Source organism: Mesorhizobium sp. CAU 1732, from assembly GCF_039888675.1.
Taxonomy (GTDB): domain Bacteria; phylum Pseudomonadota; class Alphaproteobacteria; order Rhizobiales; family Rhizobiaceae; genus Aerobium.
Genome location: NZ_JBDQQR010000001.1, coordinates 593,780 through 613,313, shown reverse-complemented (window position 1 = coordinate 613,313; position 19,534 = coordinate 593,780). Strand labels below are relative to the sequence as shown.

At 64.0% G+C, this 19,534-nt stretch carries 19 protein-coding genes and 1 other RNA gene; 14 read left to right on the top strand and 6 right to left on the bottom strand.

Going from position 1 to position 19,534, the window contains the following annotated elements; all coding sequences use genetic code 11:
• Positions 1-16: 16 nt before the first annotated feature.
• Complete coding sequence (locus tag AAFN55_RS03175) at positions 17-1,864, bottom strand: DNA polymerase III subunit gamma/tau (protein WP_347797430.1); 1,848 nt, start codon at positions 1,862-1,864, stop codon at positions 17-19.
• Between the two features lie 93 nt (positions 1,865-1,957).
• Positions 1,958-2,054: signal recognition particle sRNA small type (gene ffs, locus AAFN55_RS03170), an RNA gene on the bottom strand.
• 153 nt (positions 2,055-2,207) lie between these two features.
• On the opposite strand from ffs, the gene AAFN55_RS03165 reads away from it, so the two are divergent.
• The 4 genes from AAFN55_RS03165 to AAFN55_RS03150 all read left to right on the top strand — a co-directional run bounded on the left by AAFN55_RS03165 (position 2,208) and on the right by AAFN55_RS03150 (position 5,300).
• Complete coding sequence (locus tag AAFN55_RS03165; protein WP_347797429.1) at positions 2,208-2,630, top strand: HIT family protein; 423 nt, start codon at positions 2,208-2,210, stop codon at positions 2,628-2,630.
• A gap of 20 nt (positions 2,631-2,650) precedes the next feature.
• A complete protein-coding gene (nudC, locus tag AAFN55_RS03160) occupies positions 2,651-3,589 on the top strand; it encodes an NAD(+) diphosphatase (protein ID WP_347797428.1) in 939 nt (312 codons plus the stop codon).
• Positions 3,590-3,712: 123 nt separating this feature from the next.
• Complete coding sequence (locus AAFN55_RS03155) at positions 3,713-4,420, top strand: N-acetyltransferase (RefSeq protein ID WP_347797427.1); 708 nt, start codon at positions 3,713-3,715, stop codon at positions 4,418-4,420.
• A gap of 169 nt (positions 4,421-4,589) precedes the next feature.
• Positions 4,590-5,300, top strand: coding sequence for a GNAT family N-acetyltransferase (locus AAFN55_RS03150; RefSeq protein WP_347797426.1), 711 nt, complete (start codon positions 4,590-4,592; stop codon positions 5,298-5,300).
• Between the two features lie 7 nt (positions 5,301-5,307).
• On the opposite strand, the gene AAFN55_RS03145 is transcribed toward AAFN55_RS03150, so the two are convergent.
• Together AAFN55_RS03145 and AAFN55_RS03140 are read right to left on the bottom strand one after the other, a co-directional pair.
• Entirely contained in the window at positions 5,308-6,174 is an 867-nt protein-coding gene (locus AAFN55_RS03145; RefSeq protein WP_347797425.1) for a prephenate dehydratase, read from the bottom strand.
• Complete coding sequence (locus AAFN55_RS03140; protein ID WP_347797424.1) at positions 6,171-6,911, bottom strand: 3-deoxy-manno-octulosonate cytidylyltransferase; 741 nt, start codon at positions 6,909-6,911, stop codon at positions 6,171-6,173. The genes AAFN55_RS03145 and AAFN55_RS03140 overlap by 4 nt, the downstream gene beginning before the upstream one ends.
• 203 nt (positions 6,912-7,114) lie before the next feature.
• On the opposite strand from AAFN55_RS03140, the gene AAFN55_RS03135 reads away from it, so the two are divergent.
• The 10 genes from AAFN55_RS03135 to AAFN55_RS03090 all read left to right on the top strand — a co-directional run bounded on the left by AAFN55_RS03135 (position 7,115) and on the right by AAFN55_RS03090 (position 18,091).
• Positions 7,115-7,993, top strand: a complete 879-nt coding sequence (locus tag AAFN55_RS03135; protein ID WP_347797423.1) for a cytochrome c family protein — start codon at positions 7,115-7,117, stop codon at positions 7,991-7,993.
• A gap of 151 nt (positions 7,994-8,144) precedes the next feature.
• The gene (locus tag AAFN55_RS03130) at positions 8,145-10,040 is read left to right on the top strand and encodes an extracellular solute-binding protein (RefSeq protein WP_347800168.1); all 1,896 of its coding nucleotides are present in this window, start codon (positions 8,145-8,147) and stop codon (positions 10,038-10,040) included.
• Positions 10,037-11,914: an extracellular solute-binding protein gene (locus AAFN55_RS03125; RefSeq protein ID WP_347797422.1), complete on the top strand. Its 1,878-nt coding sequence runs from the start codon at positions 10,037-10,039 to the stop codon at positions 11,912-11,914. The genes AAFN55_RS03130 and AAFN55_RS03125 overlap by 4 nt, the downstream gene beginning before the upstream one ends.
• 36 nt (positions 11,915-11,950) lie before the next feature.
• A complete protein-coding gene (locus AAFN55_RS03120; RefSeq protein ID WP_347797421.1) occupies positions 11,951-13,042 on the top strand; it encodes a microcin C ABC transporter permease YejB in 1,092 nt (363 codons plus the stop codon).
• A complete protein-coding gene (locus AAFN55_RS03115; RefSeq protein ID WP_347797420.1) occupies positions 13,042-14,193 on the top strand; it encodes an ABC transporter permease in 1,152 nt (383 codons plus the stop codon). The genes AAFN55_RS03120 and AAFN55_RS03115 overlap by 1 nt, the downstream gene beginning before the upstream one ends.
• Before the next feature lie 49 nt (positions 14,194-14,242).
• A complete protein-coding gene (locus AAFN55_RS03110; protein WP_347797419.1) occupies positions 14,243-14,491 on the top strand; it encodes a type II toxin-antitoxin system VapB family antitoxin in 249 nt (82 codons plus the stop codon).
• A 2-nt stretch (positions 14,492-14,493) separates the two neighbouring features.
• Entirely contained in the window at positions 14,494-14,877 is a 384-nt protein-coding gene (locus AAFN55_RS03105) for a type II toxin-antitoxin system VapC family toxin (protein WP_347797418.1), read from the top strand.
• Positions 14,874-16,502, top strand: coding sequence for an ABC transporter ATP-binding protein (locus AAFN55_RS03100; protein ID WP_347797417.1), 1,629 nt, complete (start codon positions 14,874-14,876; stop codon positions 16,500-16,502). Before AAFN55_RS03105 ends, AAFN55_RS03100 begins: the two co-directional genes overlap by 4 nt.
• 15 nt (positions 16,503-16,517) lie before the next feature.
• Positions 16,518-17,468, top strand: coding sequence for a glyoxylate/hydroxypyruvate reductase A (locus AAFN55_RS03095; protein ID WP_347797416.1), 951 nt, complete (start codon positions 16,518-16,520; stop codon positions 17,466-17,468).
• Positions 17,469-17,623: 155 nt separating this feature from the next.
• The gene (locus AAFN55_RS03090) at positions 17,624-18,091 is read left to right on the top strand and encodes a DUF4375 domain-containing protein (RefSeq protein WP_347797415.1); all 468 of its coding nucleotides are present in this window, start codon (positions 17,624-17,626) and stop codon (positions 18,089-18,091) included.
• 146 nt (positions 18,092-18,237) lie between these two features.
• On the opposite strand, the gene AAFN55_RS03085 is transcribed toward AAFN55_RS03090, so the two are convergent.
• Positions 18,238-19,098, bottom strand: a complete 861-nt coding sequence (locus AAFN55_RS03085; protein ID WP_347797414.1) for an NlpC/P60 family protein — start codon at positions 19,096-19,098, stop codon at positions 18,238-18,240.
• On the bottom strand, positions 19,095-19,445 hold the full coding sequence (locus AAFN55_RS03080; protein ID WP_347800167.1) for a MarR family transcriptional regulator: 351 nt from the start codon (positions 19,443-19,445) through the stop codon (positions 19,095-19,097). Before AAFN55_RS03080 ends, AAFN55_RS03085 begins: the two co-directional genes overlap by 4 nt.
• Between the last annotated feature and the right edge of the window lie 89 nt (positions 19,446-19,534).

The following is a 19,534-nucleotide window of genomic DNA, read 5'->3' as shown; positions in this document are numbered from 1 at the left end:
TGCGTCTCCGAATATTCTAGAGTTCGTCGTCGTCATCGTCCCCGATGCCGGGGTCGATGGTGGGTTCCTCGGGTGCATCCTCGCTCTCCACTTCGGGCGCGTCGGGAATGCGGATATCGATGATGCGCGCGCCGGGAAAGCGCGAGAGGATGGCGGCGACGGCCGGGTCGCTGCGCGCGTCCATCAGTTGCGTCTCGCGCTTCTCCTCCTCGATCTCCGAAAGGGTGGGTCCGCCCTCCTCCTTCGAGACCGTGACCATCCAGGGTCGGCCGGTCCAGTCCTTGAGGCGATTGGAGATGTCGTTGAGCAGCGTCCTGGGCGCGTCCGCGGTCAGCGCGACCTCCAGCCGCCCGCTTTCGATGCGCACCGGCCGCACGCAGCGCTTGATCTGGATCTTCAGCGCCATCTCGCGATGCTGGTCGGCAAGCGCTGCGATATCGGCGAGCGTGCGGATCGTCGGGCCCGCGACCTGTTCCTCGACGGGCGCCGGCGGCGCCTCGAACTGCGGGCTGCGATCCTCAGCGGGCTGCGATGCGACGAGCCGCATCGTCTGTCCGCCGCCCGAGGGCTGCGGCGCCATGCGCGGCTGGCCGACGGCAACCGCCGAGGCGCCGCCGTTTGGCCCACTGCTGCCATGCGGAGCGGGCGCGCCATTGCCACGCGCAGCGCCATTCGATGCGGCACCCCCGGTTTCCAGCATCTTCAATGCTTCGTCGAGCGTCGGCAGCGAGGCCGCGTGCGCAAGCCTGATGAGCACCATCTCGGCGGCGTTGATCGGGCGGTTTGCCTGCTGAACCTCCGAGATGCCCTTGAGCAGCATCTGCCAGGCGCGTGACAGCACCCGCACCGACAGCGTCTTCGAGAACTCTAGCCCGCGCGTGCGCTCGTCCTGCGACAGCGACGCGTCGTCGGCCGCGGCCGGCACGAAGCGCATGCGGGTCACGAGGTGGTTGATCTCCGCCAGTTCGGTCAGCACGGTCGCGGGATCCGCACCGGCATCATATTGCGCGCGGAACTCGCCCAGTGCGGCAGCGACGTCGCCCTTCATGAGCATGTCGAACAGGTCGAGAATGCGGGCACGGTCCGCAAGGCCCAGCATGTCGCGCACGGTTTCGGCGGTGACCTGACCGGAAGAATGCGCGATCGCCTGGTCGAAGATCGACTGCGCGTCGCGCATCGAGCCTTCCGCCGCGCGCGCGATCATCGCCAGCGCCTCGCTTTCGGCCTCGACGCCCTCCAGAGCCCCGATGCGCGCCAGATCTTGGCTGATCAGGGCGGCGTCGATCCGGCGCAGGTCGAAACGCTGGCAGCGCGACAGGATCGTGATCGGCACCTTGCGGATTTCGGTCGTGGCGAAGATGAATTTCACATGCGCCGGCGGTTCCTCGAGCGTCTTCAGCAGGCCGTTGAAGGCCTGATTCGACAGCATGTGAACCTCGTCGATGATGTAGACCTTGTAGCGCGCCGACACCGGCGAATAGCGCACCTGCTCGATGATCTCGCGAATGTCGTCGATGCCGGTATGCGAGGCGGCGTCCATCTCGATCACATCGACATGGCGGCCTTCCATGATCGCGTCGCAGTGGATGCCGGGGACGCTCAGATCGACCGAGGGCTGATCGATCTCGGCGGTCTTGTAGTTGAGCGCGCGGGCGAGAATGCGCGCCGTCGTCGTCTTGCCGACGCCTCGGACGCCGGTGAGCATCCAGGCCTGAGCGATTCGGCCAGTCGAAAACGCATTGGTGAGCGTGCGGACCATCGGCTCCTGGCCGATGAGCGCGGAAAAGTCGCGCGGACGGTACTTTCGCGCCAGCACGCGATACGCGCCCGACTTTCCCGTTGCGTTTGGTCCGGCCTCGCTCATGTCACTCGTCTGCTCCATCCTGCGCGCAATGTCGCCCGCCCCGAGGCGTCAGGTCAACGGCGCGGCGCACTATTCGGTCATGGCGGCGATGAGGTGGGAGGCTGGAACAATGACCCGTTCCGGGCTCGTTAGGGCTGCTTCCTTCCGGATCTGACCCGGTTGGCGAGTGGATCGTCCACCACCAACCTCCCGGCCTCCATATCGGCAATTCACGATCCGAATGCAAGAGGCAGCCGCGACCGTTGCGATTATCCGGTCCATGGCCTCCTCGAAAGAGAATGATTCGCTTGCAGGCGCCCGACGGCACCTCTAGCCTCACGCAAAAGACTGAGGAAACACCCCCATGCCCGCAAAGCCGGCCGGTTTCGAGCTCGATCCGCGCCTGGAGCGCGACAGCCAGCCCCTGATGTGGCTCGGCCTGTGCGAGCTTCGCCTGATGGACGACCGGCGCTGGCCGTGGCTGATGCTCGTTCCGCAGCGACCGGGCATCCTTGAAATCCACGACATGACCCCGCTCGACCAGACCATGCTCATTTTCGAGATGAACATGGTTTCGCAGGCGCTGAAGGCCGCGACGGGCTGTCACAAGATCAACATCGCCGCACTCGGAAACATGGTGCCGCAACTGCACATGCATGTGGTCGCGCGCAACGAGGGCGACCCCGGCTGGCCCGGTCCGGTCTGGGGGTTCGGCATGCGCGAACCCTATCGGCGCGAGGATTTGCACCAGTTCGTCAACACGATACGGTCGGCGCTCTCGCAGTAAACCGTCCAGCAGGAACTCCCATGACATTCCCCCTCTTTTCCGCGCCATTGCGCGAGCCGAGCCAGTTCGTCGGCTTCGCCGGCAACCGCATCGACCGTCAGGCGGAGAACCGCAGCGAGGACACGCTCCCCGCCGCTCTCGCCGATCCGCGGTTGCGCGTTCTCCAGACCCGCGGCGGCCGGCTGTATCTCAAGATCAATGGCGCCGACGCGGATGCCTATTTCAGCCTCGACGAAGCGCGCGGGCTGGGCGCCAAGCTCGAGCACGCCGTCCTGCTGGGCATGGGCGATGCGGGGCCTGTCATCATGGCGCCGGGCGCGATCGAGCCGGACGATCTGCCCGAGGGCCTGAAGGCGATCGACCACCGCTCCGTCTATATGCAGGGCCTCGTCTCGCCCGAGACGCTCGGCGAACTCGCGCAAGGTGCGGCCCTTCTCACCTGGCATCACACCCACCGCTTCTGCGGACGATGCGGCCATGCGACCGAGATGCGCATCGGCGGCTACAAGCGCATCTGCACCAACTGCGCCGCCGAGCATTTCCCCCGCACCGACCCGGTGGCGATCATGCTGGCGGTGCGAGAGGATTTCTGCCTGCTCGGCCGCAGCCCGCATTTCGCGCCCGGCATGTATTCGGCGCTCGCGGGCTTCATCGAACCCGGCGAGACGATCGAGAACGCGGTGCGCCGCGAGACGTTCGAGGAAGCAGCCATCCGGCTCGGTCGCGTCGCCTATCATGCCAGCCAGCCATGGCCGTTCCCCTATTCGCTGATGATCGGGTGCTTCGGCGAGGCGCTCAACGAGGACATCGCCTTCGACGGCAAGGAACTGGAAGACTGTCGGTGGTTCTCGCGCAGCGAGGTTCGCGACATGATCGCGGGCGTCCATTCGGGCGGGATCGTCGTGCCCCCGCCGGGCGCGATCGCCAGCCATTTGATCCGGGGCTGGGCGGAGGCGTAAGGCGTCGCGGCGGGCCCGCGGTCGTCTCTTTTCCGGAAGCCGCCTCGATGTGCCATACCGGGATGGCACGCTGGTTGCATTGTCCTGAGCGGGAGCAGGAAATGACCCCCAGGAGGTGTTGTCATGAGCATCGAAACTGCAACGCAAATGCCCGGTTCGCATGGTCTTCCGCACACGCTGAACCAACTCGGCCAGCGGATCAGGGGAAGACTTAAGCCACAGCTCGCGACGCGCATCGAGCGCTACGGGCTTCGCCGCGACCTGACGGTCCCCGTCGAGCCCCTCAACGCGAAGATACCGCTTTCCTGCCGTCGGATGACGGCGTCGGACGTCGAGGCGCTGCTGCCGGACGATGTGTCGGCGCTTTCCCGCTCCGACCAGTTGGAGGTCACGTGGCGCAGGATCTTCATCGACAAGGTCGGAATCGCGAACGGTTCGGTCGCCGTGGACGAGCGCGACGGTACGCCCTGCTACGTGCAGTGGCTATTCGGCCATGCCGACAACCATCTCGTGCGCCGCGTCGGCGGCTTCCCCGATCTGGGGCCGGAGGACGCGCTGTTGGAGAACGCCTATACACCGCGCAGCTATCGCGGTCTCGGCGTGCTCCCGGTTGCAGGCAACATCTTGACCGAGAAGGCCGTCGAGTTCGGTGCGCGCTACGTACACACCTTTATAGGGGTGGCGAACCGGGCCGCGCTGAAGGGCGCGCGCCGCATCGGCTACGAGCCGCATATGCTGCACACGCAGCGTTTCCGGCTCTTCGGGCTGCTCAAGGACGACCATTTCGACATCATGCAGCCGGACGATCCGCGTCGCCGCTGGGAACTCTGACCCAAGCGGCAGCCCGTCGGTGAAATCCTCCCGGCGGGCCTGCGAGACGGAACCTCAGAGCATCGGACCGCAGGCGGGAATCGCTTTTGGATAATTCCGACGCTCACTCAAAGAGATAGATCATGCTGTGCGTCCGCTTGGACGCATGGCGATCTCGGGAGACGCTCAGATGAGCATTGGAATGAGCAAGCCGTCGGCGCATCAGTCGCCCGACTTCGCCCACAAGATCGACATCCTGCGCCAGCGAATCCAGGGGCGCTTCAAGCCGGCCCTCGTCTCGCGAACCGTGCGCTACGGCCTGCGCCGCGACCTGACCGTGCCGATCGAGCACGTCGCGGCCAAGATTCCGATCTCGGTGCGCCGGATGACCGCCGCCGACCTCGAAATCCTGCTGCCCGAGGACGCCTCGGCGCTGCCGGCGGCGGACCAGATGGAAGTCCAGTGGCGCCGCATCTTCGTCGACAAGGTCGGCTTCGCGGAGGGCTTCGTCGCGATCGACGAGCGCGACGGCCAGCCTGCCTACATGCAGTGGCTTTTCGGCCATCGCCAGAACGACAAGGTCGAGCAGCTCGGCGGGTTTCCGACGCTTGGCCGCGACGAAGCGCTGCTCGAAAGCGCCTACACGCCGCCCAGCCATCGCGGGCTGGGCATCATGTCGGCGGCGATGGCGCTTTTTGCGGAACAGGCGGCCGATGTCGACGCGCGCTACGTGCACACCTTCGTCGGCGTCGAGAACGTCGCGTCGCTGAAAGGCTGCCGGCGCGCGGGCTTCGACCCGCATCTCGTGCATACCCGCCGCTTCCGGCTGTTCGGCCTTCTCAAGGATGATGCCTTCGACGTGATGGCCGAGGCCGACCCGCGCCGCCGCTGGGAGATTTGAACCGGACTCAGTCGTCGTCGCTGACCTGCGTTTCGCGGAACGGATGGGCATCATAGACGCCGAGAATGCGGACCTCGCGTGAGAAGAAGGCGAGCTCCTTCAGCGCCTGCGCGACATTCTTGTCGTCCGGGTGCCCTTCGATATCGGCATAGAACTGCGTCGAGAAGAATTGTCCGCCCAACTGGTAGCTTTCCAGCTTGGTCATGTTGACGCCGTTCGTCGCAAACCCGCCCATCGCCTTGTAGAGTGCTGCGGGAATGTTGTGCACGCGATAGACGAAGGTCGTCATCATCAGCGTCTGCGGGTCGGCGCGGGGCGCCCAGCGCTTTTCCTTCGACAGCACGACGAAGCGGGTGACGTTGTTTTCGGCGTCCTCGACATTCTCCGCGATGATGTCCAGCCCGTAGAGCGACGACGCCAGGCGCGGCGCAAGGGCTGCCATCGTGCGGTCCTGCACCTCCGCGACCAGCTTGGCCGCGCCCGCAGTGTCGCCCGCGACCATCGGCTTCCAGCCGTTCTTGCGGATGTATTTGCGGCACTGCCCCAGCGCGTGGATGTGGCTGTGGATCGTCTTGATCTCCTGCCGCTTCACGCCCGGCAGCACCATCAACTGGAAATGGATCGGCAGGAAATATTCGCCGACGATGTGCAGCTTCGATTCCGGCAGCAGATGATGGATGTCGGCGACGCGGCCCGCGATCGTGTTCTCGATCGGGATCATCGCGAGGTCCGCCTTGCCGGTCTCGACCGCGTTGAACGCATCCTCGAATGTCGGGCACGGCAGCGGCTCCATGTCGGGGAACATGTCCCGGCATGCGGTGTCCGAGTTCGCGCCGGGCTCGCCCTGGAAGGAGATTTTGTTCGTCGTGGTCATGTGCTGATACCCTTGGCAATGATCTCGCGGGCGCGTTCCAGATCGGCCGGCGTGTCGACGCCCAGCGGAACGGACCTGACGATCGCGGCGTCGATGCGCATGCCCGCCTCCAGCGCGCGAAGCTGTTCGAGCTTCTCGCGCATTTCGAGCGTCGATTGCGGCATCGCCACGAACCGCGCGAGTGCAGCGCGGCGATAGGCGTAGATGCCGATATGATGGTAGAGCGGTCCGTCGCCATAGGGCGCGGTCGCGCGGGTGAAATAGAGCGCGCGAAGCCGGTCCGGCGCAACCGGCGTTCCGACGATCTTGACGACGTTGGGGTTGGTCTTCTCGTCCTCGCGGACGATCTCCACGCCCAGCGTCCCGATATCCACGGCCGGATCGTCGAGTGTGCGCAGGGCCGCGTCCACCAGCGCCGGATCGATCGTCGGCAGGTCGCCCTGGAGGTTGATGATTTTTTCCACGGCCTCGCCCGGATCGAGCGTCTGCAGCGCTTCGAAGATGCGGTCGGAGCCGGACTGGTGGTCTGCGCCCGTCATGATCGCTTCATGTCCCGCACCGGCTGCGGCCTGCATGATCTCGACCGAATCGGTCGCGATGACGACGCGCCCGACACCGCTGTCGCGTGCGCGGTCCGCAACGTGCGCAATCATCGGCCTTCCCCCGATATCCGCCAGCGGCTTGCCGGGAAGACGTGTTGCCGCCATGCGTGCGGGGATCAGGACGAGCGTGGACATTGCGTTTGAAAGGCTCTGTTGCGACGGTCTAAAGTGTCAAAAGGTCTCACTTGGATGGGCCCTTATATGTGTTGCAAGGATCGAGCAAAAGACCTAGTTTCCGCGCGATTTCACCGGCATCTACCGCACGGGGGATATGGTTTGCGCGCGCAGGGGCACGCAGGCATCGACGTCGCGGTCGGACAAGGGAGCCTTGGTAGATTATGGATTCGTTCGAACTCAACAAGCTGATCGGCGCGTTCCTCGCGGTGGTGTTCGTGGTCATGTCGGTCAGCATTGCGTCCGACAGCATCTTCGCCGCGCATGCGCCGGAAAAGCCCGGCTACATCATCGAGGCGGCTGAGCCCGCTGCCGGCGGCGACGCCCCGGCGGAGGCTGGCCCTTCGATCCCGGAACTTATGCAGACCGCCGACGCGGCGGCCGGCGAGCAGGCGTTTCGCCGTTGCGCGGCCTGCCACACCGCGGAAGAAGGCGGAGCCAACAAGGTCGGCCCGAACCTCTGGGGTGTCGTGAACCGGCCGATCGCCAGCCACGAAGGCTTCAACTATTCGGCTGCCATGCGCGAATTCTCGCAGGGCGGATCGGTCGTCTGGGACTGGGAGCACCTGAGCGGGTTTACGCAGGCACCGCGCGCCTACATCTCGGGTACCGCGATGGCCTTCGCCGGCATCAAGAATCCGCAGGAAGAGGCAAACCTGCTGGTTTACCTTCGCACGCTCTCCAACGACCCGGCACCGCTTCCCGAAGTCGCAGCCGCTCCTGCTGAAGGCGACGAGGCAGCGCCGGCGGAAGGCGAAGCACCAGCCGACGGCGCAGCTCCCGCCGAGGATGCAGCCCCGGCCGATGGTGCCGCACCCGCTGAAGGCACCGCGCCTGCCGAGGATGCCGCGCCTGCAGAAGAGCCTGCCGCTCCCGCACAGGACGCAGCCCCGGCCGAACAGCCTGCCGCGCCCACCGCTCCGGCACAGCCCGACGCCACCGACGACGGTTCGTCGGCCGCGCCGGAGACCGATGCAGGCACGGGTCCCGGCTCGGAGACGCCCGGACAGGAGGCGACACCGCCCCCGCCCGCCAATCAATGACGGATTTGTAATCTTCGGATCACGAAAAAGCCGGGTTTCGCCCGGCTTTTTTGTTAGCCTCTTCACGAGGCTCGCGATGATTTCGTCGAACAGCGGTTTTCATTCGCGACAGTCAGGCTACCTTAGCGTGACCACTCAGACAGCAGCGAGGTTGACGATGGGAATTTCCGGTCTCCGCACGATGGCTCTCACGGCCGCCGCCGCATTGGCCTTTACGGCCGGTATCGGAAGCGCCAGCAGCCAGGATCAGGAATGGCGGAGCACATCGTCGCTGATCAACCCGGAGGCGGAGACAGCGCCCTTCGAGCGCTACGATCACGTCAATCCCGATGCGCCGAAAGGCGGCCAGCTCAATACGGTCGCGCCAGGCACCTTCGACAGCTTCAATCCATTCATCGTGCGTGGAACGGCCGCTGCCGGCCTCACCTATTTCGGCGGCATGCTGTGGGATACGCTGATGCAGCAGTCGCTGGCCGATGCCGGCACCAGCCACGCCCTCATCGCCGACGCCTTCAAATATCCCGACGATTATTCTTCGGCGACGTACCGTATCGACGAACGCGCGCGCTGGCATGACCGCGAGCCGATCACGGCAGAAGACGTGGTGTGGTCGTTCAATGTGCTCAAGGAGCACAGCCAGATGCATAACCGCTATTATGCGAACGTCACGGAAGCCGTCGCCATCTCCGAGCGGGAGGTCGAGTTCAAGTTCGACCAGACAGGCAATCGCGAACTGCCGCACATCATGGGCGACCTGCCGGTGCTGCCGAAACACTGGTGGGAGGGCAAGGACGCGCAGGGTCGCCAGCGCGACGTCACGCAGCCCACGCTGGAGCCGCCGCTGGGCTCTGGCCCATACAAGATCGAGAGCTTCCGCGCCGGATCGGACATCACATGGGCGCGCGTCGACGACTATTGGGCAGCCGAGCTGCCGGTAAACATCGGCCGCTACAATTTTGAAAAGCGCCGCTACACCTACATCCAGGACGACAACGCCGCCTGGCAGGCCTTCACCAAGGGCGGGCTGCACGACATCCGCGTCGAGAATCGCGCCGGCCGCTGGGCGACGGAATACAACTTTCCGGCTGTCGAGCGCGGCGACGTGGTCAAGCGGGTGTTCCAGAGCAATTCGGGCGAACCGATGCAGGGCTTTGCGCTCAACATGCGCAAGCCGCAGTTTCAGGATCGCCGCGTCCGCGAGGCGATGACGCTCGCCTACGACTTCGAGAGCCTCAACCGGCTTCAATTCCACAACCTCTACCAGCGCACCAACAGCTACTTCCAGGGCGGCGAACTTGCGTCCAGCGGCGTGCCGGAAGGGCTTGAGCTCGAAATTCTTGAAACCGTTCGCGACGAGGTGCCCGCGGAGCTTTTCACCGAGCCGTTCACCTTGCCGACCTATGACAATGCGCAGGCGCAGCGCCAGCATCTGCGTCGCGCCTCCGAACTTCTGGCCGAGGCAGGCTGGCGGCAGCAGGGCGGGCGTCTGGTCAACGAACGCGGCGAGCAATTCCGTATCGAATTCCTCTCGAACAATCCGGATGGCGAGCGCACCAGCGGCCCCTACATCAGCACGCTGCGTCGTCTGGGCATCGATGCCACGCTGCGCATCATCGACAGCAGCCAGTATGTCAACCGCGTGCGCGACTACGACTACGACGTCATCACGGGCATGTTGATGCAGTCGCAATCTCCCGGCAACGAGCAGCGCGAGTTCTGGAGTTCCCAGGCCGCCGACCTGCCCGACACCCGCAACTATGCGGGCATCAAGGACCCGGCGGTCGACAAGCTGGTGGACCGCGTGATCTTCGCCAAGAACCGCGAGGAGCTGGTCGCCGCCACACACGCGCTCGATCGCGCCCTTCTGTGGGGCTACTATTACGTGCCGCAGTACCACAATTCCGAGATATGGGTCGCCTACTGGAACAAGTTCGGCATCCCGGAAACCCAACCGGCCTATATCGGCGTGGACCTCGATTCGTGGTGGATCCTCCCGGACCGCGAGAAGGTGATCGACGAGGAATATGCCGACGAGGCCGCTGAATGATCCTCGATCACGGGCTCCCCCGACGCCAGTTCCTCGCCCTCGCCGGCGCATCGATCGCTGCGCCGTTCTTGCCGGTCAATGCCCTCGCCGCCGTGGCGACCGAGACGCCGCTGCATGGCATCTCGCCCTTCGGCGACCTGAAATACGGGCCCGACTTCACGCATTTCGACTATGCGAATGTGGACGCGCCCAAGGGCGGCACGTTCAACTTCTCGATCCCGAACTGGAACTTCAACCAGAACGTCCTGACCTTCAACACGCTGAACAGCTTCGTCTCGCGCGGCGACGCGCCGCCGCGCATGGAAATGTGCTTCGACACGCTGTTTTCCGGCGCGCTGGACGAGCCTGCCTCCGCCTATGGCCTCGTCGCCGAGACCATCACCATCTCGGGCGACCGCAACACTTTCACCTTCAAGCTCCGCCCAGAGGCGAAATTCCACGACGGTTCGCCGATCACGGCCGCCGACGTCGCCTTCACCTACAATCTGCTCAAGGAAAAGGGACATCCGATCTTCGCGTTCGTCCTGTCCGAAATGACGGAGGCGGTTGCAGACGACCCGCAGACGTTCAGGCTGGTGTTTTCGGGCAAGCAGAATTCGCGCACGATCTTCTCGGTCATCGGGTTTCCGATCCTGTCGGAGGCCTATCTGTCGGAGAACCCTTTCGACGCATCGCAGATCAAGCCCCTGCTCGGATCGGGACAGTACAAGGTCGGGCGTGTCTCGGCCGGCCAGTTCATCGAATACGACAGGTTCGAGGAGTATTGGGCGCGAGACCTGCCGGTCAATCGCGGGCTCAACCATTTCGATCGGCTGCGCATTGAGTTCTTCCGGGACCGCACCGCCGCGTTCGAGGCCTTCAAGAAAGGCGATATCCATTTCAGGCAGGAGTTCACCGCGCGCGTCTGGGCGACAGGCTACGACTTTCCAGCCATCACACAGAACAAGGTCCTCAAACGAGAATTCCCGAGCGAGAAGACCCCTGCGATGCAGGCCTGGGCCGTCAATCTGCGCCGTCCCCGCTTCCAGGACCAGCGGGTGCGCCGCGCCATCGGCATGTGCTTCGACTTCGAGTGGACGAACCGCAATCTCTTCTACGATGCCTACGCACGCTCGAATTCGACCTTCGAGCGCTCCGAGTACAAGACCGAAGGCGCGCCATCGGCCGAGGAACTCGAGTTGATGGAGCCGTTCCGCGACCGGCTTCCCGAGGAAGTCTTTGGCGAGGTTTATGTACACCCCGTCACGGACGGGACCGGCCGCGACCGGACCGCGCTGCGTGACGCACGCCGGCTCTTGACTGAAGCCGGGTGGAAGCCGAGCGGCCAGTTCCTCGTCAACGAGGCAGGCGAGCGCCTGACACTCGAATTCCTCACGCAGGAAGAGGGCATCGTGCGGTTTACGACGCCGCATATGGAGCGCCTGCGCGCCATCGGCATCGATGCCTCCATCCGTATGGTCGACGCGTCGCAATATCAGGCCCGCCAGCGCGACTTCGATTTCGACATCGTGCTGATGGCGCTCTCGATGAGCGCCCTGCCGTCGCAGGACACGCTCAGCCAGGTGTTCCACTCACGATCCGCCGACCTTCCCTCGTCGCGCAATCTGCCCGGCACGAAGGACCCCGTGATCGATGAACTCATCGCCATGGTCGGACGGGTGGAGAGCAGCGACGAATTGACCGTCATCATGCGCGTTCTCGACCGGGTCTTGCGCGCGCGCTCCGACTGGATTCCAACTTACCATGCGGCGAATCACAAGGCCGCCTACTGGGACATGTTCGGCTTCAAGGATCCCAAGCCGGACTACGGCTTCCCGGTCGAATCCCTGTGGTGGTATGACGAGGAAAAGGCCAAAGCGATTGGGAAAGCCTGACGGGACCGTGACACTGACCGACCGCGAGGCCTTCTGATGGGCGCCTATATCCTCCGCCGTCTTCTCCTGATGATCCCGACATTGCTGGGCATCATGGCGATCTCGTTCATCGTCATCCAGTTCGCGCCCGGCGGCCCGGTCGAGCAGGTCATCGCACGCCTCAGCGGCGATGCAGGCGGCTCGATGGACCGCATTTCGGGCGGCGGCGGCGATGCCGGCCAGAGCTTCGATTCCGGCGCGGAGTCCCGCTATCGCGGTGCCCAGGGCCTCGACCCCGCCTTCATCGCCCAGCTCGAGAAGCAGTTCGGCTTCGACAAGCCGCCGCTCGAACGCTTCGTCGGCATGATCTGGAATTACATCCGCTTCGATTTCGGCGAGAGCTATTTCCGTGACATCTCGGTGATCGACCTGATCGTCGAGAAGATGCCGGTGTCGATCTCCCTCGGCCTCTGGATCACGCTCATCTCCTACGCCATCTCGATCCCGCTCGGCATCCGAAAGGCCGTGAAGGACGGGTCCGCCTTCGACGTGTGGACCAGCGGCATCGTCATCATCGGCTACGCCATCCCCGGCTTCCTCTTCGCGATCATGCTGATGGTGCTGTTTGCCGGCGGCTCGTTCTTCGACTGGTTCCCGCTGCGCGGCCTCACCTCCGAGAACTGGTCGGCCATGTCGTGGCCCGAGCGCATCCTCGACTATTTCTGGCATCTCGCGCTGCCGCTGACCGCGATGGTTCTGTCGGCCTTCGCCACCACGACGCTCCTGACCAAGAACTCGTTCCTCGACGAGATCCGCAAGCAATATGTCGTCACCGCCCGCGCCAAGGGTCTTTCCGAGCGGCAGGTGCTCTACGGGCACGTCTTCCGCAACGCGATGCTCATCATTATCGCGGGCTTCCCCGGCGCCTTCATCTCGGCCTTCTTCACCGGCTCGCTGCTGATCGAGAACATCTTCTCGCTCGACGGGCTCGGCCTACTCGGCTTCCGCTCCGTCCTCGACCGGGACTACGCTGTCGTCTTCGCGACGCTCTACATCTTCTCGCTGATCGGCCTGTTCGTGAGCCTCATCTCCGACCTGACCTACACTGCGATCGATCCCCGCATCGACTTCGACAGGAGGGATGTCTGATGTCGGACATGCTCGCCAAGGCGCAGGTCGAGACGGTTCGCGAGCGGACCGCGCGGCCGTGGCTGTCGCCGCTCAACCAGCGGCGCTGGCAGAACTTCAAGGCCAACCGGCGCGGCTACTGGTCGCTCTGGATCTTCCTGTTCCTGTTCATCCTGTCGCTCGGCGCGGAACTCATCGCCAACGACAAGCCGATCATCGCCTCCTACAAGGGCGAGATCCTGTTTCCCGTCGCGATCGACTATCCGGAGGAGAAGTTCGGCGGGTTCCTGGCCGTCACCGACTATCGCGATCCGGTGATCAGCGAGGAGATCGAGGCCAATGGCTGGCTGATCTGGCCGCCGATCCGCTATTCCTATCAGACCGTCAACAACGACATCCCCGAGGCCGCGCCCGCGAAGCCTTCGTGGCTCTACGACGAAGAGACGCGCTGCGGCCGCTATTTCGAGGGCGTCAACGATCCCGCCTGCAGCGTCGGCAACTGGAACTGGCTCGGCACCGACGATCAGGCGCGCGACGTGCTCGCCCGCGTCATCTACGGTTTCCGCATCTCGGTGCTGTTCGGCCTCATCCTCACTCTGGCCTCGGCCGTCATCGGCGTGTCCGCCGGCGCGGTACAGGGCTATTTCGGCGGCTGGACCGACCTGATCTTCCAGCGCGTCATCGAAATCTGGTCGTCGATCCCCGTCCTCTATCTGATCCTGATCATCGCGGCGGTGCTGCCGCCGGGCTTCTTCATCCTGCTCGGCATCATGCTCCTGTTCTCATGGGTCGCCTTCGTCGGCGTCGTGCGGGCCGAGTTTCTGCGCGCCCGCAATTTCGAGTACGTCAACGCGGCCCGGGCACTCGGCGTGGGCAACGGAACGATCATGTTCCGTCACCTCCTGCCCAATGCGATGGTCGCGACGCTGACCTTCCTGCCCTTCATCCTCAACGGCTCGATCACGACGCTCACCTCGCTCGACTTCCTCGGCTTCGGCCTGCCGCCCGGCTCGGCGTCGCTGGGCGAACTCCTGCGCCAGGGCCAGCGTAACCTCAACGCCCCCTGGCTCGCCATTACGGGCTTCCTCACGCTCTCGATCATGCTGTCGCTGCTGATCTTCGTCGGAGAGGCCACCCGCGACGCCTTCGATCCCCGGAAGACGTTCCGGTGAGAGGTGGAATGTGGTATAACTTAATCTGTTTTCTACCATGGAGGTCGCGATGGGCATGAACATCAAAAGCGACGAAGCACAACGGATCGCCAAGGAAATCGCCAATCATACTGGTGAGACGCTGACTTCGGCCGTACTGACCGCTCTTAAGGAGCGATTGGACCGATTGAAGCGAGAATCGAGTTTCGAAGAACGTAAGGCTCGGATCGAGGAGATAATTCGCCGGTCGGGTCCAACCGCACCCGGCGTGACGAGCGATCATTCTGATCTCTATGACGAGATCGGGTTGCCGAAGTGATCGTGGATGCTTCGGCAATCCTCGCCGTTCTCTTTGACGAACCGGAGAAAGCTGAGTTTCGCGACCTGCTCCTGATGACGCCGGAACTGGCGATATCGCCTGTTAACTATCTTGAGGCATCCGTTCGCGCCGACGACAGGCGGCATCCGGCCAAGGGACCGGAGCTCGATGTCTTGCTGTCGGAGTTCGAAGTGCGGATCGTTGCAGTCACAGAACAACAAGCTCAACTCGCCCGCGAAGCCTACCGTCGGTTCGGCAAGGGCAATCACCCGGCGAAGCTGAACCTCGGCGACTGCTTCGCCTATGCGCTGTCCAAGGCGCGCAACGAACCGCTGCTCTTCAAGGGCGATGATTTCCGCCAGACCGATGTCGAGGCCGCCATTTGACCGCCCCTCTCCTCTCCGTCCGCGATCTGTCCGTCGCCTTCACGCAAGGCGGCAAGGAAACGCTCGCCGTCGATCACATCTCCTTCGACATCGCGAAGGGCGAGACGGTCGCGCTCGTCGGCGAATCTGGCTCGGGCAAGTCGGTGTCGGCGCTGTCGGTGCTCAAGCTCCTGCCCTATCCGTCGGCCAGCCACCCGTCGGGCCAGATCCTGTTCAACGGCAACGACCTGCTCGCCAAGGGCGAGAAGGAATTGCGCAAGGTCCGCGGCAACAAGATCACCATGATCTTCCAGGAGCCGATGACCTCGCTCAATCCGCTGCACACGATCGAGCAGCAGATCGGCGAAATCCTCAAGATTCATCGCGGCATGGGTGAGAAACAGGCACGCACGCGCACGCTGGAACTTCTGAACGAGGTCGGCATCCAGCAGCCTGAAAAGCGCCTCGGCGCCTATCCGCACCAGATGTCGGGCGGCCAGCGCCAGCGCGTGATGATCGCCATGTCGCTCGCCAACGAGCCCGAACTCCTGATCGCCGACGAGCCGACGACCGCGCTCGACGTCACGGTCCAGGCGCAGATCCTCGAGCTCCTCGCCGGACTCAAGGCGAAGAACGGCATGTCGATGCTGTTCATCACCCATGATCTCGGCATCGTGCGCCGCATCGCGGACCGCGTCTGCGTCATGACCAAGGGCAAGATCGTCGAGACGGGTCCGACGAAGGAGATTTTCGCCAACCCGCAGCACGCCTACACCAAGCACCTGCTCGCAGCCGAGCCCAAGGGACAGGCGCCTGCGCCGCAGCCCGACGCCGAGACGGTGATGACCGGCGATGCTATCAAGGTCTGGTTTCCGATCAAGCAGGGCTTCTTCCGCAAGACTGTCGATCACGTGAAGGCGGTTGACGGCGTCGATGTCACGGTGCGCGCCGGCCAGACGCTCGGCGTCGTCGGCGAATCCGGCTCGGGCAAGACGACGCTCGGCCTCGCGCTGTCGCGCATGATCTCGTCGCAAGGCAAGATCAGGCTCGGCGAAAAGGAAATCGACGCCTACTCCTTCAAGCAGATGCGGCCGCTGCGGCGCGAGATGCAGATCGTGTTCCAGGACCCGTTCGGCTCGCTCAGCCCTCGCATGTCGGTCTCCGAGATCATCGAGGAAGGGCTGAAGATCCACGAGCCGAAGCTCAGCGCCGACGAGCGTGACGACAAGGTGGTGGCGGTGCTGAACGAGGTCGGCCTCGATCCCGCGACACGCTTCCGCTATCCGCACGAGTTCTCCGGCGGGCAGCGTCAGCGCGTCGCGATAGCGCGCGCCATGGTGCTCAAGCCGCGCTTCGTCATGCTGGACGAGCCAACATCCGCCCTCGACATGAGCGTGCAGGCGCAGGTCGTCGACCTGCTGCGCGATTTGCAGGCCAAGCACGACCTCGCCTATCTCTTCATCAGCCATGATCTCAAGGTCGTGCGCGCGCTGTCGAACGACGTCATCGTCATGCGCAACGGCAAGGTCGTGGAATACGGCACGGTCGAGCAGATTTTCGAGCGGCCGCAGACCGACTATACGAAGGCTCTGATCGCGGCGGCGTTCGACATCGCCACCGCACCGGCCGGCGTGGTCAACCAGTAAGTTACGGAGCATCCCATGGCATCGTCCTCGCAAGGGCGCATCCTCCTGTCGGTCACCGGCTACAATCCGCGCCGCTGGCTGGAACTCTTGTCAGGGGAGCGCGAGGTCGTGCTGGAGCCCGAGGGCGCGGAAGACCCCTCGATCCATTTCGCGGTGGTCTGGAAGCACCCGCACGGCGTGCTCTCGCGTCTGCCCAACCTGAAGGTGATCTTCTCCGTCGGCGCCGGCGTCGATCATATCTTCGCCGATCCGACGCTTCCCGACGTGCCGATCGTGCGCGTCGTCGCGGACAATCTCACCCAGTACATGACCGAATATGTCGTCTGGCGGGTGCTCGACCATCATCGCCAGGGCATCGCCTACCGCGCGCAGCAGCCGCGCAAGGTCTGGTTCGAGCCGCCGCAGCCGCCTGCGACCGACATCTCGGTCGGCATCATGGGCCTGGGGCAACTCGGACGCGCCTCGGCAAAGGCGCTGCTTGCGCTGGGCTACCGTGTCAATGGATGGACCCGCACGCCGCAAGCGACCGACGGCGTCACCGGCTTCAGCGGGCAGGACGGCCTAGCCGATTTCCTGGCGGCGACGGACATCCTCGTCGTGCTCCTGCCGCACACGCCCGCGACCGAAGGCATTATCGACCACGCACTCCTGAGCGGCCTGCGCCGGGACAATGCGCTCGGCGGCGCGATCCTCATCAATGCGGGCCGCGGCAAGCTGCAAAAGGAAGCCGATATCCTGCGCGCGCTGGACGATGGCACGCTGAAGGAAGCGAGCCTCGATGTCTTCGAGGTGGAGCCGCTGCCGGAGCCGAGCCCCCTCTGGACGCATCCGCGAATCTTCGTCACGCCGCACGCGGCCGCGACATCCGACCCCGCCTATCTCGCTCCGCCGATGCTGGAGCAGATGGCGCGCTTCGAACGCGGCGAACCGTTGCAGAACCTCGTCAACCGCGACGCAGGGTACTGAGGCGGTTCAATTCTGGCAGAAAACCGTCAGCGTTATTTCGCTCCCACCTTCAAATCTCGGGCTGCGTCGATTCCACAACTATAGGGCATTTGATGGCTTCGTAGTTTCATCGTATCTACAACCTTACGTAGATAGCTCGATTACTTGGAGTGATGATGACAGCGCCGTACGATGATCTTGGTTCGCTTGATGACTGGCTTTTCGAACAAGCGATCGAGCAGGCGGCGCGCGGAATTTCTGTCGAAGACGAGCTCATTCCGGGAACAGTGGAGCGATTGGGGCTGCCTTATATCTACCTCTACGCGACGGCTATTTTCGACGGGGAAGTCGCCAACGGCGGTCTTCCTCAGTTCTTCGAGAACTCATCCGGCGCTCTAGCTCCTTGTGTTCGCGATGCGTTGCAGGAGATGGGACTACACCACTACGCGGCCATAATGACCCAACTCATTACCGCCTTTGGGGCGGAATATCCTCGCAATCAGCGGGTGCGGGTAGATAAGGTTGAATCGGACACTTTTCTGCAGGAAATGCTAGATCGCGGTGATCATTCGATTGATGTCTGGAGCCGCGACTTCATCCTCGCGCGCGACAAATACGCCAAAAGAAATGATGCACTGAAATGAGTTCCTCCCCCGCTTCGCAGGGGGAACCGGCGTCGCGGCCGTCCGCGACCTGGATCCTCCCCCATTCATGGGGGAGGGGGACCGCCGCAGGCGGTGGAGGGGGTCTTATTCGCACCCCACGTTCAGAACACCCGGAAACGCGCCGATCAGGGCCGCCTGAACGCGGTCGGTTTTCCATAGAGATAGGCAATCCGCGCGACGGCGTCGGCGAGGGGTTCGCGCGATACCGTCATCGTGTGGCCGTTGGCGTGGATCGTGTTGCGCTCGTCCGTCATGATCGCCACGTGCCCCTTCCAGAACACGAGATCGCCGCGTCGCAGGCCGGCGAGGTCGTCGCCGATATCGAGCGGCTCGCCGATGCTTCCTTCCTGCATGTCGGTGTCGCGCAGGACGTCCCTGCCTGCCATGCGCATCGACAGTTGCACAAGGCCGGAGCAGTCGATGCCGAACGCGCTGGTGCCGCCCCACAGATAGGGCGTCCACTCAAGCCGTTCCGCTACCGAAACGAAGTCCGGGAACACGTTGCCGGCAGGGGCGACATGGTTTGCGACAACCGCCTCCCCGCTTTCGAGGATAGCGTAGTCCGTGCCGCGCACGGTGCTTGCATCGACGATCGTAAGCCGGCTGCCGAGCGAAAGTGCTGAGGTCGCGCCCTTCTTCATGTCCGGCTCGCGATAGACGAAGCTTCTCGGCACCGCCACGACATGGGTGGCCGCGTCGGCGGGAGCGGCAAGGGCCGCGTCCGACACATAGCCGACATAGAAATCGCGTTTTGCCTGCACCCAGGCGAAGCCCTCCGCCTCGTCGAAGACCATCACCTCGTCGCCCATCAGAAGTTGGGTATCGAGGCCGGCATCGGGCCTTGGCGCGTTTTGCATGTTGACGACCGGTGCAATGACGCGCCCGGCGCGGCCGGGGGTAAAGTCGGCGGCGTCGATCTGCCCGCGCAACCGAGAGTCCGCGAGGTCGGGCCTGAATGCGTTCAGGCGTCTGTCCAATTCGCTCAAAGGGGTAGCTCCGCCGCCTTGTCTATCACCACGTCGCCAAAACGCTCGACGAAGAGCGCGCCGTCCACCGTGCGCTTGACCAGGACATTGCGCTTGTCGGTTTCGTCACGGTGGCGCGAGAGTAGTTTGAGCGCCCCCATCGTGTCGAGCGCCCGCGTGATGACCGGCTTGGTCACGCCCAACCGCGCCGCAAGCCCACGCACGGTATGCGGCGGCGGATCGAGATAGACGCTCAGCAAAATCGCCATCTGGCGCATGGTGAGGTCATGCGCGTCGGCGCGCACTTCGGCGAGTGTGACCTGTTGCCAGAGGCGCAACGACTGGCTTGGGCGCAAGATGATGGCCATCGCCAAGGAATAGCGGATAATCGTTTCGTATCCGTTTCATTCTTGAAAACGGAACGAGGCGCTGTGGGCACCGGTCTCTTAGATCATGT

Bases quoted from the DNA above. Each gene is read 5' to 3' on its own strand.
- AAFN55_RS03145 (WP_347797425.1), bottom strand. From the start codon at position 6,174: ATGACCACGACGAACAAAATCTCCTTCCAGGGCGAGCCCGGCGCGAAC.
- AAFN55_RS03165 (WP_347797429.1), top strand. From the start codon at position 2,208: ATGCCCGCAAAGCCGGCCGGTTTCGAGCTCGATCCGCGCCTGGAGCGC.
- AAFN55_RS03090 (WP_347797415.1), top strand. From the start codon at position 17,624: ATGACAGCGCCGTACGATGATCTTGGTTCGCTTGATGACTGGCTTTTC.
- AAFN55_RS03080 (WP_347800167.1), bottom strand. From the start codon at position 19,445: ATGGCCATCATCTTGCGCCCAAGCCAGTCGTTGCGCCTCTGGCAACAG.
- AAFN55_RS03110 (WP_347797419.1), top strand. From the start codon at position 14,243: ATGGGCATGAACATCAAAAGCGACGAAGCACAACGGATCGCCAAGGAA.
- AAFN55_RS03125 (WP_347797422.1), top strand. From the start codon at position 10,037: ATGATCCTCGATCACGGGCTCCCCCGACGCCAGTTCCTCGCCCTCGCC.
- nudC (WP_347797428.1), top strand. From the start codon at position 2,651: ATGACATTCCCCCTCTTTTCCGCGCCATTGCGCGAGCCGAGCCAGTTC.
- AAFN55_RS03140 (WP_347797424.1), bottom strand. From the start codon at position 6,911: ATGTCCACGCTCGTCCTGATCCCCGCACGCATGGCGGCAACACGTCTT.
- AAFN55_RS03155 (WP_347797427.1), top strand. From the start codon at position 3,713: ATGAGCATCGAAACTGCAACGCAAATGCCCGGTTCGCATGGTCTTCCG.
- AAFN55_RS03175 (WP_347797430.1), bottom strand. From the start codon at position 1,864: ATGAGCGAGGCCGGACCAAACGCAACGGGAAAGTCGGGCGCGTATCGC.
- AAFN55_RS03120 (WP_347797421.1), top strand. From the start codon at position 11,951: ATGGGCGCCTATATCCTCCGCCGTCTTCTCCTGATGATCCCGACATTG.
- AAFN55_RS03095 (WP_347797416.1), top strand. From the start codon at position 16,518: ATGGCATCGTCCTCGCAAGGGCGCATCCTCCTGTCGGTCACCGGCTAC.
- AAFN55_RS03115 (WP_347797420.1), top strand. From the start codon at position 13,042: ATGTCGGACATGCTCGCCAAGGCGCAGGTCGAGACGGTTCGCGAGCGG.
- AAFN55_RS03135 (WP_347797423.1), top strand. From the start codon at position 7,115: ATGGATTCGTTCGAACTCAACAAGCTGATCGGCGCGTTCCTCGCGGTG.
- AAFN55_RS03150 (WP_347797426.1), top strand. From the start codon at position 4,590: ATGAGCATTGGAATGAGCAAGCCGTCGGCGCATCAGTCGCCCGACTTC.